The organism is Rhodococcus mengyinensis (genome assembly GCF_048381435.1).
In the GTDB taxonomy this organism is placed as follows: Bacteria; Actinomycetota; Actinomycetes; order Mycobacteriales; family Mycobacteriaceae; genus Rhodococcus_F; species Rhodococcus_F opacus_D.
Window position 1 is genome coordinate 1 of the sequence record NZ_JBLWIT010000050.1, and the last position, 12,541, is coordinate 12,541.

The window sequence follows — 12,541 nt, forward strand, 5'->3', positions numbered from 1 at the left end:
GCCGCCACCTTGATCGCCGCGATCTCCGTCCGCGCCTCCTTGTTCCCCACCGTATCCATCAGATACGCCGCCTTCAGCGTCAACAACCGAATCATCTCGATCTCGATCCGCGCCTCCGCAATCCAATCCTGAACATTCGCATTCTCACTGACCGGCTTACCGAACGTCACCCGCGACGACGCCCGACGACACATCAACTCCAACGCCCGCTCCGCCATCCCGATCGCCCGCATGCAATGGTGAATCCGACCCGGACCCAACCGCGCCTGCGAAATCGCGAAACCCTCCCCCTCGCCCTTCAGCACATCCTTGGCCGGCACCCGAACATCGGCGAAATCGATCTCCGCATGCCCCTCCCGATCCTGATACCCGAACACCGGCAACCCCCGCATCACCGTCACCCCCGGCGCATCGATCGGCACCACCATCATCGACTGCTGCCGATGCGGCGCCGCCGACGGATCCGTCTTCCCCATCACGATCAACACCCGGCAATTACGGTGCAACGCATTCGACGCAAACCACTTCCGCCCGTTCAGCACATACTCGTCACCGTCCCGGACCATCGACAACTCCACATTCGTCGCATCCGAACTCGCCACCGCCGGCTCCGTCATCGCGAACGCCGACGCCATCGTCCCCTCCAGCAACGGCGTCAGATACTTCTCCTTGTGCTCGGCCGTACCGAACAACTCGAGCACCTCCATATTGCCCGTATCCGGCGCATTGCAATTGCACGCCTCCGACGCAATATGACTGCGCCCCATGATCTCCGCCAACGGCGCATACTCGAGATTCGTCAACCCCGCACCCGTCCCCGGATGCGGATGAAACAGATTCCACAACCCCCGACGCCGCGCCTCCGCCTTCAACTCCTCCAACACCGGCGGCTGGAAATGCGGATCCCCCGACTCCCGCATCTGCTCCTCGTACACCGCCTCCGCCGGATACACATGCGAATCCATGAACTCCAGCAGATCGGTCTGGTATTGCCGGGCGCGATCGGATAAGTCGAACAGCGACATGCGGACTCCTCGTGCGGTCGGGTCAGGACGGCTGGGCGAGGAGCGAGGCCTGGTAGCGGCGCATTCCCCGGATCCATCGGTCGTAGTCGGTGCCCTTGTGCCGATACATCTCCAGCACTTCGGGGTGCGGAAGGATCAAGAACTGTTCGGCTTCCATTGCGGCGAGCACGCATTCGGCCACCTCGGACGGTTCGAGCACCGAACCCGCGGTGGTGACGGCGCGTGCGGCGGTGGCCGACAGGGCGGCGTCGTCGGTGAGCAGCTTGGTGTTGACGCCCATCGGGCACAGGCAACTGACGCGGACGCCCTTGTCGCCGTACGTGACGGACAGCCATTCGGCGAATCCGACGGCGGCATGTTTGGTCACCGAGTAGGGGGCGGAACCGATCTGGGTGAGCAGCCCGGCGGCCGAGGCCGTGCTGACGAAGTACCCCTCGCCGCGCTCGATCCAGCCGGGGACCAGGCGGCGTGCCGCGCGGATGTGCGCACGGACATTCACGTCGAGGGCGAGGTCCCACACCGCATCGTCGGGTTCGAGGCCCTCCCCGGCCGCGACACCCGCGTTGGCGAAGTAGAGGTCGACGGGGCCGAACGCCTCCTCCGCGGCGTCGATGACCGAGCCGATCTGCGCGTCCTCGGACGCATCGGCACCGCGGGCGATCGAGGCCCCTGGACGCGTCGCGTTGATCCGGTCCGACACCGCCTGGGCCGATGCGGCATCGAGATCGGTGACGACTACCCGGGCCCCCTCGGCGGCGAGCCGCTCCGCGAGCGCACCGCCGATTCCACCTCCGCCACCGGTGACGATGGCGACCTTCTGCGCAACCTGCACGAGATTCCTCCCTCGAGGGGACACGGACGTGGCCCCAGTCTTCCACAGAAAACACCTGAACCCGGTGTCGGATTCAGTTTCGTCGACCTGGGTATCCCCACGCGATCACGCCGTCGGAGAGAGCTCAGCTCCGCTCGGGGAACCTCAGTCCATTTGCCCAGATGCGCGTCGTGGTGAACACGACGTCGTCGAAGTCGACGGGAGTGCCGTCAGTCCCGTTCACGCTGGCCACGAACACGTTGTACGCCAACCGGCTGACCATCCCCGACAACGCCCGTGAGGCAAGCATCGGGTCGAGTTCCTTATCTGCGATGCCCCGCGCCTGCAGTTCCGCGATGCCCCGCGCGTTGCGCGCGATGAACGCGTCGGCCCGCTGGCGCCGCAGGTCCGCGAACGCTGGGTCGATGTGCGCGACCTGCTCCAGCAGCCCCATCAACTTGGCGTTACGCCGGTAGGCCTCCAGGTAGGCGCGGTTACTCGCCTCCAGGACGGCGTACGGGTCGTCGGTGTCCTGCACCCGTTTCATGCCCGGGTGCATCATGTCTTCCTGCGCCACCTCCAGTACGGCGGCGAACACCTGTTCCTTGTTGTCGAAGTATGTGTAGAACGACCCCGTCGAGCAGTTGGCTTCCTTCGTGATGTCGGTGAGCCTGGCATCGAGGTACCCGGACCGCTCGAACACCGTCCGCGCGGCCGCCACCAACGCCGCGCGCGTGCGTGCACCGCGCGGGGTCGCCGGAGGCTCCCGCAACAGATCGGTGGCCGCCATCGACGGGGCGGGCTGGTCGTCCCACTCTTCATGGACGGTGCGCGTGGTCATTTCCTACTTATACGCCAGCACGGCAGCCCCGCCCAACCCGACGCTCAGGTGATGGTGATGCCGCCGTCCACCGCGATCGTCTGACCGGTGACGTACGCGGCAGCGTCCGAAGCGAGCCAGACGACGGTCGCGGCCAGCTCCTCCGGGTCACCGAGGCGACCGAGAACGAGCCGCGATTTCATCGATTCGAGGTACCCGTCCTGGTACTGGTCCGTCATCTCCGTCTCGAAGAATCCGGGAGCGATCGCATTCACCCGGATGCCCTTGCGGGCACCCCACTGCTGCGCCAGGTCGCGGGTGAGACCGATGACCCCGGCCTTGCTCGCGGCGTACGCGGCCTGCGGAAGTCCCGCGGTGGTGAGACCGAGCACGCTCGCGATATTCACGATCGCGCTGCCCGGCTTCATGACCTTGCCCGCCGCCTGCGCCGCCCAGTAGGAACCGTTCAGGTTGATGTCGACGACCTGCCGGAACTGCTCCGGCGTCTCCCGCGTCGCGGGGACTGCCGTACCGACGCCGGCGTTGTTGACGAGCACGTCCACGCGGCCGAACTTCTCCATGGCCGCGTCGATCATGTTCTGTGCCTGAGCCGGGTCGGCGATATCCGTCGCAACGCACAGTGCCTCACGTCCGGCGGCCCGCACCAGTTCGGCGGTCTTCTCGAGACGGTCGGTGCGGCGCGCCGCCAGCACCACGTCGGCGCCGGCCTCCGCCGCGGCCTGCGCGAACGCCACCCCGAGGCCCGACGACGCACCGGTCACGACGACCACCCGATCGGTCAAGCTGAACTTGTCGAGAACGGACATACGAAGCGACTCCTTTGTCGTCGGGGTACGGGGTACGGGTTCAGAGGCCGAGGTCGCGGCCGATCAGTTCCTTCATGATCTCGTTGGAACCGGCCCAGATCTTGGTGACACGGGCATCCATCCATGCACGGGCGGCACGGTACTCGGTCATGAATCCGTAGCCACCGTGCAGCTGCACGCAGTGGTCGAGGACCTCGTTCTGCACCTGAGCAGTCCACCACTTGGCCTTGGCTGCGTCCACTGCGGTGAGCTCACCGTCGGCGTGTGCGGCGACGCAGTTGTCGACGTAGGCCTGGGTGACCTCGACACGGGTGACGAGGTCCGCGAGGAGGAACTTGTTCCACTGCAGCGAGCCGATGGACTGGCCGAATGCCTTGCGGTCCTTGGCGTACTGGATCGTCTCTTCGAGAATCGGCGCGGCGTGCGCGATGTTCGAGACGGCGGCGCCGACACGCTCCTGCGGCAGCATCTCCATCATGTGGATGAATCCGCGGTCGATCTCACCGATGATGTTCGTCGACGGCACACGCACGTTCTCGAAGAACAGCTCGGCGGTGTCCGACTCGTGCTGGCCGACCTTGTCGAGCTTGCGGCCGCGCTCGAAGCCCTCCATGCCCGTCTCGACGGCGAACAGGGTGATGCCCTTGGACTTCTTCTCGGGACTGGTACGCGCCGCGACGATCACCAGGTCGGCGTTGTAGCCGTTCGTGATGAACGTCTTGGAACCGTTGATGATCCAGTCGTCACCGTCCTTGACCGCGGTGGTCTTGAGCGAGGCGAGGTCGGAACCACCGGAAGGCTCGGTCATGCCGATCGCGGTGAGCAGTTCACCGGTGCAGAACTTGGGCAGCCAGCGCTGCTTCTGCTCCTCGGTCGTGAGCTGCACGAGGTACGGCGCGACGACGTCGGCGTGAATGCCGAAACTCGACGACACGGCGGCACTCGCCCGCGAAAGCTCCTCGGCGAGAACCGCGTTGAACCGGTAGTCGCCGGCCTCGCTTCCGCCGTATGCCTCGGGGACCTCGAGGCCGAGGAATCCGTTGCGGCCCGCCTCGAGCCAGATCTCGCGGTCGATGAAGCGCTGCTCGATGAGCTTGTCGGCCACCGGCAGGAGGTTGCGGTTCACGAACTCCCGGGCCGATTCGCGGAATGCCTCGTGATCGGGGCCGTACAGGGTGCGTCGCATGACCGCTCCTTTGTCGAAATCCAGCTGACTGTGTCCACGCTTTCCAGCATGTAAGCGTGTGCTTATTTTCTAAGCGCTTGCTTATACTGATGGTGCGGCGCGGTATTGTCAACAGCCGCGCAGCCGAGGATGGAGAAAGACATGAGCGAATCACCGAACCAGGTGATCAGCCCTTCCAAGGCTGCCGCCCGCATCCGAGCCGCAGCCGTCGACGCATTCGCGACCAGCGGTTACGGGGGCACCACTACCCGCGAGATCGCCGCCCGCCTCGACATGAGCCCCGCCGCGATGTACCCGCACTACCGATCCAAAGAAGAGCTGCTCTTCGCGATCAGTTACGAAGGCCACACCGCGGCACTCGACGTTGTCGTGAGCGCAGACCTCCCCGACGAGGCACCCTCGACGAGGCTGCAGGCGCTGATCGGCGCATTCGCGAGCTGGCAGGCCACGCACCACGCACAGGCTCGTGTCGTGCAGTACGAGCTCAACGCACTCACGCCCGAGCACTATCGCGACGTGGTCAAACTGCGCCGTGACATCACCCACATCGTCCGCGCCGTCGTCGACGCCGGGGCAGCATCCGGCGAATTCACGGTCCCCGACGGCGAAGGCGTCACCCTCGCCCTCATGTCTCTGTGCGTCGACATCTGCCGCTGGTTCCCGGCCGGCGCCTACACCGAGCCCGAGGCCGTCGCGGACCTCTACGCCGACCTCGCCATGCGCATGGTGGGTGCCGGCTAGGTATTGCCAAGGCCCCGCGGGGTCGGCTAGACTAGAACATACGTTCGATTCGGGGGAATCGACGGCAGCCGGGGGGTCGGGGTGGATGCAGCAGCGGTAACCGCATTTCTGGCCGAGTTACCGAAACTCGACCGGGACATCGACGATGCGACGCGCATCGACGTACTTCGCACACTCGAAGAGGTGAAAGCCGCCTGTGCGGGCGTGCAAGCCCGGGTGACCGCAGACCTCGACGCCTCCATCCGCACCGCACGAGCAGACCGCCAAGTGCCGGTCTCACATCGAGGGCGCGGTATCGCCAACCAGGTGGCGTTGGCACGACGGGACTCACCGTTTCGAGGTGGCCGTCATCTCGGCATGGCCACCGCTCTGGTCCACGAGATGCCCCGCACCTTGGCGCTTCTCGAACGAGGGGTCCTCAGCGAGTGGCGGGCAACGATCCTCGTCCGCGAAACCGCGTGCCTCACCCGAGAAGATCGCACCGCACTCGATTACCTGCTGTGCGCCGACCCGGCAACATTGGACGGGCTCGGCGACCAGGCGGTGTGCGCGAAAGTTCGCGCGGCCGCTGCAGAAGTCGACGCCGAGGCCATGGTGCGACGGGCCCGCAAGGCGGTATCGGACAGGAGGGTCACCTCCCGGCCCGCACCGGACACCATGGCGTACGTCAGCGCTCTGCTGCCGGTGGCACAGGGGGTCGCGGTGCACGCGACTCTCGCCCGTGACGCCGATTCCATCCTCGCCGCCGGTGACGAGCGAACGCGGTCGCAGATCATGGCCGACCTCCTCGTCTCCCGAGTCACCGGCACGCCCCACACCGCGACGACACCTCCGATCACCGTCAACCTCGTTATATCCGACCGCGCGCTCCTCGACCGAGGGTCCGAACCCGCCTACGTGCAGGGGTACGGTCCCGTCCCCGCGGCACTCGCGGGGCACTGGATACATGAGGCAGTCCAGGCCACGATCGATCCGGAAACCGGGGACGAGGCGCGGGTGACCCTGCGCCGCCTGTACGCGAACCCGCACTCCGGAGCCCTGACCGCAACCGAGTCCCAGGCCCGCTGCTTCCCCGCCGGGTTGGCGAGGATGATCGATCTGCGCGATCGAACGTGCCGGACACCGTGGTGCGATGCGCCGATCCGGCATCACGACCACATCCAACCCCGCGAATACGAGGGCCCGACCACCGCACACAACGGCGCCGGCCTGTGCGCGGCCTGCAACTACGCCAAACAAGGCGCAGGGTGGAACGCCAAACCCCACCAGCTGCCCGGCGGACTGCACAAGATCGAGATCCACACCCCCACCGGACACCGGTACCGATCAACCGCACCACCACTACCGAAACCGTTGCCGTTCCGTGAGGTTCAGATCAGCTCACCAGTGGAACGCATCCTGATCGAATACCTCCACGCGGCCTGAACATCGGGTCGCTGCACACTAGACCGAGTGACACACCCGTGCGGTAGCATCACCGCACGCGGCCGTGGGGGTCCTGTCGAGTACTGGGGGGATGGGGATGAGCAAAACACTGCGTCTGGAAGATGACGCAATCGAGAAATGCGTCGGCGTGTGCAACACGATGCTGGAGCAGGTGCGTGATGCGATGAAGGAAGCAGACAGCCTTCGCATGGTCACCGGCTTCGGAGGATTCACCTCCGCGCAAGAGCTGCAGGCTGGATATCAATCGAAGTTCACCGGTGACGCTGGGTCGGTGCATCAACGCCTTAGTCAGTTCCGTGACGCAATAATTCTGATGCGCGATACCTTCGCGGCCGGAGGCGAAGCCTTCGGGAACGCTGACAGCGCAATCCGACAAGCCCTCGCTGCCATTCAGGAGGACATTCCAGCATGAGGCGTTCTCTTTCATGGATCGGCATTGCGTCGACCGCCATAGCGCTGGTGGGGTGCACGGCGAGCGCGAGGACTGAGTCGGATCCACAAACCTCATCCACCCGAGTTCCGCGCCACGTCGACGAATCGACGCGCCCTCAGGTTGCCTTCGATCCGTGCCTCGACATTCCCGACGAAGCTCTGCTGGAGGCGGGGTACGACCCGGGTAGTGAAGAGAACGCGGACTTCCCTGCGGGGAGTTACACCTTCTTGGGCTGTTCGTACGATTCCACCGACGACCTCTACGGGATGAACGCGTTGTCCGGAAATATCACTTGGGCCGAAGAGCAAGAAAAATCCAAGGACCACGCCACGCAGATTGAAATTAACGGTCGCCGGGCACTTCTGAAGTTCAACCCTGAGGTAACGAATGCGTGCGATCTCAGCATGGAAACCGCCTACGGCATGTTCGGACTAACCCGAAGCATCTTCCCCGATTACGCTGGGTCCGCACCCCAACCGGAATGGTGCGCTGGCCTCGAAGACACCGCCCGCATCTTTGAGCGCTACATTCCGAAGGAGGGCTGAGCCATGCCGCCCAACGATCCTGTATCAGCGATCCTCGGTTCACTGAGTCCGAATGGCGCAGGCGAGCAACGCCGCGCAGGCCTCCAGAGCTCGGCGGACAGGCTCGCTGCGGGTTCGGGAACAGATGACCCGTACATCCGCACCATGGAGAGCTTCCACGGTATGGGTCACGAAGAAATGTACGCGATGGTGCAGACCATGGTTCCCGACGCCATCGGTCAACTCGCCCAGGCCTGCCACAGCATCTCGAACTCCCTCCCCCTTGCCTTCGGATTCGCGATCCTCCGCAATACGATTTCTGAGCGTTGGGAGGGTGCCGCGGCGGATGCCGCGGCACAAGCGACCGAGAAACTCGCTGCAACCAGCGGTCAGCTGACATCGAGTATCGCAGCAATCGCCGTGAAGCTCGATATCTTGAGCAGCGCGGCTGCAGACGTGAAAGCGTCTGTGCCTCAGCCGGCTAGTTCCGACGGTGTCCTGTCCCAACTCCCGCTGAGTCCGCTTGCCGCGGAAACGTCCGAGACTTCGAGGGAAGCCGCACGACTCGAGGCGGTTCGGAGGTTGGAAGCGATCTACGTGCCGAACTACCGCGATGTCGGCACGAACGTTCCGCAACTCCCGGAGCCTTACGCCCCTTCTGGAGATGGTGCCGGCTCCGACGGTGTCCTGAATGCTCATGGAACGTCCCCTCAGGGTTCGAACCCCTGGGGCACAGCCGACAGCAATACCTCCTCCGCGTCGGGCGAGGGCGATTTGTCGGCGGATAGCGAGAACTCCGCGGACGGGGATTCCGCAGGGGAGGATGCCGCGGCTACGTCCGCAGCGAATGCCGAAGCCGCTGCCAGTATGGGCGCCGGGGCTGGATCCGGCTCGGCCGCACAGACTGCCGCCGCGAATGCGCAGAATGCGGCCGGCGCCGGTTCGCAGTCGGGCAGCGGCGCGGGTGCCGGGGGTTACGGTGGCGGAATCGGCGGAGGGTCGGGGTCCAGTGCCGGGGGATCGGGCGTCGGGGGTTCGGCGTCGAGCGCGCGCCGGAAGAACGACAAGCGCGACTCCGAGTCCAACTCGAGCGGTGTGGTTCCGGGTGGCCCGATCCCGTCCGGTGGCGCCGCGGCCGGCGCAGGGGCGGCTGCCGCTGCTGCAGCGGCGACCCCGGTGAAACCGAGCATGAGTCGTCCCGGAATGGGTATGGCACCCGGGATGATGGGTGCACCCGGTCGAGCAGGCGGCAACGGCGATGGTGACACGGAGCATCAGACGCCGAGCTACCTCATCACCGTCGACAACGGCAACGAACTGATCGGCACACTCGACCCCGTCGCACCCCCGGTGATCGGCGCATGAACTGGCGGCTGACGTCAGCCCAGTTCATGTGCCTCTGGGAGGCAACCGATCTCGACCGGATGCCGTACCCGCTGCAATACCGGTCCGCGGCCGCGACGGAAGACCAGTACGCCCTCCAGCAACGCGAGCTGGAGCAGTGGCGGACCGCGCTCGACGAACCGAAACTGGTCGCCGCGATCCAGGCGCTCCGGGATCCGCACTTGTCCGTCACGGTGCTCGCCCCCTCCCCCGAACTCGAGTCGGGGCTTCGCCGGAGGGGCAGCATCCGTGGCAGGGTCGCTGTCGTCGCCGAACAGTTGCGCGGCGCACCGGGCCGCGGCGACATCCGGATCGACGCCGGCACCGCGGGCGTCGACTGGCTGACCACCCAACTCCTGAAAGACCTGCCCGGCTGCGCGCCCGGACGGACCCCGTCGCTGACCGCGCACCCCGACGACCTCGAGAACCGAAGCAGCGGTACTTCCGTCCTGCAGAACGCCCGAGCCTCCGACGGCACTCTTCTGCGAAGGATCGTGGGCCGGCCACGGACCGGAATCGGGTATATCTGCATCCGGGGTGCTCGCAACGGGCTCGACGAGCCCGTTCTGGGTGAACTGACCTGGATCGACGTCGAAGCGGACGGCCGGTACCTCTATCACCAGGACGACCGCGTTCACCTGCGGTCCGCGACAGTCCGGTTGGTTCGCGACGAGCTGTCGAAACGCGTGTCGGCGGCCCTCGCCAACCCTTCGCCGACCCGCGGCTGAGCGTTACCCTTGTCCCATGACCGATCGGGACAGGGACGGGACGGGGAAACCCCTCAACGCACGCCCCCGCGATGAGCTCGGCCGACCCCTGCCGCACGACGCCGAAGGGGTACCGCGTATCCCCGACGACCTCCGATTACCACCCGATGAGGCGATCACCGAGGCTCAGCGGCTACTTGACCACGGCATGCCGTTCCATGCCCACGAGATCCTCGAGGGTACGTGGAAGATCGCGCCCGAGGACGAGAGGGAGCTGTGGCAGGGGCTCGCCCAGCTCGCGGTGGGTCTCACCCATCTGATGCGGGGCAACAAGACCGGTGCGCGGTCACTGCTGCGCCAAGGCCACGACCGGATCCGGCATTACGAGGTGGAGGCGCCGCACGGCCTCGACATCGCCGGCCTGCTGACGTGGTCGGAACACCTCACGGACGAGATCGATCGCGTCGACCCGCTGCCGGCGACGCCCGTACCCCGATTGAGAATCCCCTGATGACTCTGCTTCCCATGTTCCCGCTGGGCTCGACGATGCTGCCCGGTCAGCAGCTCCCCCTCCACGTGTTCGAACCCCGCTATCAGGAACTGGTCCGCGACTGCCTGGACTCACCGGACGGTCCCCGCTTCGGTGTCGTTCTCATCGCCCGCGGCAACGAGGTGGGCGGCGGCGACGTCCGCCACGATGTCGGCACCATCGCGCGGATCGAATCCCACGCGTCGATCGGCGAGGGGCGGTACGAGCTGTTCTGCCGCACCGAGGAACGGATCAAGGTGTCGAAGTGGTTGCCCGACAACCCGTATCCGATCGCCGAGGTCGATGTGTGGCCGGACGAGAACACCGGGACCCAGACAGCGGATTACGAATTCCCGTCCCTCATCGAGAGACTCGAATTCCTGTACGGCCTCCTCCGCCGTCTCGCGACGGAGACCGGCAACGTCCCGCCCGACGTTCCCGTCATCGGCGGTTTCCGCGGGTCGCTCGGCACGAGGCTCTACGAGATCGCCACCTACATTCCGATGGGGGACGCCGACCGCCTGCAGATCCTCGCTGCGGCCGGCGCGGACGAACGCCTGCGGGAGGTGTCCGAGGCGATCGAGAACGCCATCGAAATGGTCCAGTTCCGGCTGATGTGACCTAGCCCTCCCCGGGGTTGGTCAAGAGCACTCCGGGAAGGGTGTAGTGTTGTCAATGCAACGCGGGGTGGAGCAGCTCGGTAGCTCGCTGGGCTCATAACCCAGAGGTCGCAGGTTCAAATCCTGTCCCCGCTACCACTGGAAACGGCTCCGGAGATTCAATTCTCCGGAGCCGTTTTTCGTTGTTCCACATCCTCCAGGACTAGAACGTATTCTCGTACGTGAGGCCTCAGGAGGGACAGTGCAGCTCGCCGACGTCGATCTCTACAACCCGGACACCTTCGCGAAGGGCGTGCCCCACGAGATGTTCGCCGTGTTGCGGCGGGAGGCCCCGGTCTACCGGCACCTCGACGAGCGCGGCGACCCGTTCTGGTGCGTCACCCGCCATGCCGACATCGTGACGGTGAACCGGGACGCCGAGACGTACTCGTCGTGGCGGGGCGCCACCTACATCGACGACCTGAGCCCGGACGACCTGGCGGGCCAGCAGTTGATGATGCTGAACATGGACCCACCGGACCACACGGCGCTGCGGAAGATCGTGAGCAAGGGTTTCACGCCCCGCCGCATCGGCCAGCTGCACGAGATTCTCGCGCGTCGGGCCACGGCCATCGTCGACGCGGTGATCGAGCGCGGCGAGTGCGACTTCGTCGTCGATGTCGCCTCCGAACTCCCACTTCAGGCGATCGCCGATTTCCTGGGGGTGCCCCAGGAAGATCGCAAGCTGATCTTCGATCTGACTAATCAGATGATCGGCTCGTCCGACCCGGAATTCCATCTCGAGGAAGGGCAGGAACGGGCGGCGGCGGCCCAGATGTTCGCGTACAGCCTGGAGATGTTCGAGGACCGCAAGAAGCACCCCCGCGACGACATCGCGACAGCTCTCATCCAGGCCGATGTACACGGCGAGAAGCTGGGCGAACTGGATTTCAACATGTTCTTCATGCTCCTCGCGGTCGCGGGTAACGAGACCACCCGCAACGCCATCTCACACACCCAGCTGGCGCTGATGGAGAATCCCGAGGAGCGCAGGAAGGTTCTCGAGGATCCGTCCAAGCTCGACGCTCTGATCGAGGAGGGGTTGCGCTGGGCCACACCCGTCATGCAGTTCCGCCGGACCGCGACCACGGACACCGTGCTGCACGACGTCGAGATCTCCGAGGGCGACCGCGTGGTCATCTGGCACATGTCGGGAAACCGCGACGAGGCGGTGTTCGACGACCCCTACACGTTCGACATCGACCGGCCCACCGGCCACTATTCCCAGCACATTGCGTTCGGCGGCGGTGGTCACCATTTCTGCCTCGGCGCCAACCTTGCTCGCGCGGAGATGAAGGTGATGCTGAGCGAGATTCTGCGTCGTATGCCCGATATGGAACAGACGGCACCGGCGCAGCGCCTGCGCTCCAACTTCATCAACGGGCTCAAGCACCTGCCGGTGTCGTTCACGCCCTCGTCCCTCTGAGCGGAGCGCCGCCTTTTCTGACAG

14 protein-coding genes and 1 tRNA gene are annotated in these 12,541 nt (G+C 65.6%); 10 read left to right on the forward strand and 5 right to left on the reverse strand.

Features of this window, described 5'->3' with window-relative positions; all coding sequences use genetic code 11:
• From ACNJ7E_RS09105 to ACNJ7E_RS09125, 5 genes are all read right to left on the reverse strand, one after another.
• Positions 1-1,025 (reverse strand): acyl-CoA dehydrogenase family protein (locus ACNJ7E_RS09105; RefSeq protein ID WP_418339661.1); only part of this gene is annotated, 1,025 nt, incomplete at its 3' end.
• 22 nt (positions 1,026-1,047) lie between these two features.
• Positions 1,048-1,857: an SDR family oxidoreductase gene (locus tag ACNJ7E_RS09110; RefSeq protein ID WP_280780421.1), complete on the reverse strand. Its 810-nt coding sequence runs from the start codon at positions 1,855-1,857 to the stop codon at positions 1,048-1,050.
• Between the two features lie 124 nt (positions 1,858-1,981).
• A complete protein-coding gene (locus ACNJ7E_RS09115) occupies positions 1,982-2,677 on the reverse strand; it encodes a TetR/AcrR family transcriptional regulator (RefSeq protein ID WP_005569496.1) in 696 nt (231 codons plus the stop codon).
• Positions 2,678-2,721: 44 nt separating this feature from the next.
• Positions 2,722-3,483, reverse strand: a complete 762-nt coding sequence (locus ACNJ7E_RS09120; RefSeq protein ID WP_280780422.1) for an SDR family NAD(P)-dependent oxidoreductase — start codon at positions 3,481-3,483, stop codon at positions 2,722-2,724.
• A 40-nt stretch (positions 3,484-3,523) separates the two neighbouring features.
• Positions 3,524-4,669: an acyl-CoA dehydrogenase family protein gene (locus tag ACNJ7E_RS09125; RefSeq protein WP_283333885.1), complete on the reverse strand. Its 1,146-nt coding sequence runs from the start codon at positions 4,667-4,669 to the stop codon at positions 3,524-3,526.
• Positions 4,670-4,810: 141 nt separating this feature from the next.
• On the opposite strand from ACNJ7E_RS09125, the gene ACNJ7E_RS09130 reads away from it, so the two are divergent.
• The 10 genes from ACNJ7E_RS09130 (at position 4,811) to ACNJ7E_RS09175 (ending at position 12,517) form a co-directional block, all read left to right on the forward strand.
• Positions 4,811-5,410, forward strand: a complete 600-nt coding sequence (locus ACNJ7E_RS09130) for a TetR/AcrR family transcriptional regulator (RefSeq protein WP_037182564.1) — start codon at positions 4,811-4,813, stop codon at positions 5,408-5,410.
• Positions 5,411-5,491: 81 nt separating this feature from the next.
• Positions 5,492-6,835 carry an HNH endonuclease signature motif containing protein gene (locus ACNJ7E_RS09135; RefSeq protein ID WP_280780424.1) on the forward strand — a complete coding sequence of 448 codons (1,344 nt, stop codon included), beginning with the start codon at positions 5,492-5,494 and terminating at the stop codon, positions 6,833-6,835.
• 91 nt (positions 6,836-6,926) lie between these two features.
• Positions 6,927-7,268 (forward strand): hypothetical protein, encoded by a 342-nt coding sequence (locus ACNJ7E_RS09140; protein WP_037196998.1) that lies wholly within the window; start codon positions 6,927-6,929, stop codon positions 7,266-7,268.
• On the forward strand, positions 7,265-7,834 hold the full coding sequence (locus ACNJ7E_RS09145) for a DUF3558 domain-containing protein (protein WP_418339662.1): 570 nt from the start codon (positions 7,265-7,267) through the stop codon (positions 7,832-7,834). The genes ACNJ7E_RS09140 and ACNJ7E_RS09145 overlap by 4 nt, the downstream gene beginning before the upstream one ends.
• A 3-nt stretch (positions 7,835-7,837) precedes the next feature.
• Positions 7,838-9,178, forward strand: coding sequence for a hypothetical protein (locus ACNJ7E_RS09150; protein WP_418339663.1), 1,341 nt, complete (start codon positions 7,838-7,840; stop codon positions 9,176-9,178).
• On the forward strand, positions 9,175-9,924 hold the full coding sequence (locus ACNJ7E_RS09155; protein WP_283353742.1) for an ESX secretion-associated protein EspG: 750 nt from the start codon (positions 9,175-9,177) through the stop codon (positions 9,922-9,924). Before ACNJ7E_RS09150 ends, ACNJ7E_RS09155 begins: the two co-directional genes overlap by 4 nt.
• 16 nt (positions 9,925-9,940) lie before the next feature.
• Positions 9,941-10,414: a DUF309 domain-containing protein gene (locus ACNJ7E_RS09160; RefSeq protein WP_007297214.1), complete on the forward strand. Its 474-nt coding sequence runs from the start codon at positions 9,941-9,943 to the stop codon at positions 10,412-10,414.
• Positions 10,414-11,052, forward strand: coding sequence for an LON peptidase substrate-binding domain-containing protein (locus ACNJ7E_RS09165; RefSeq protein ID WP_283333874.1), 639 nt, complete (start codon positions 10,414-10,416; stop codon positions 11,050-11,052). Before ACNJ7E_RS09160 ends, ACNJ7E_RS09165 begins: the two co-directional genes overlap by 1 nt.
• A gap of 61 nt (positions 11,053-11,113) precedes the next feature.
• Positions 11,114-11,190 (forward strand) — tRNA-Met (locus ACNJ7E_RS09170).
• Between the two features lie 103 nt (positions 11,191-11,293).
• A complete protein-coding gene (locus ACNJ7E_RS09175) occupies positions 11,294-12,517 on the forward strand; it encodes a cytochrome P450 (RefSeq protein ID WP_418339664.1) in 1,224 nt (407 codons plus the stop codon).
• Positions 12,518-12,541: the final 24 nt, after the last annotated feature.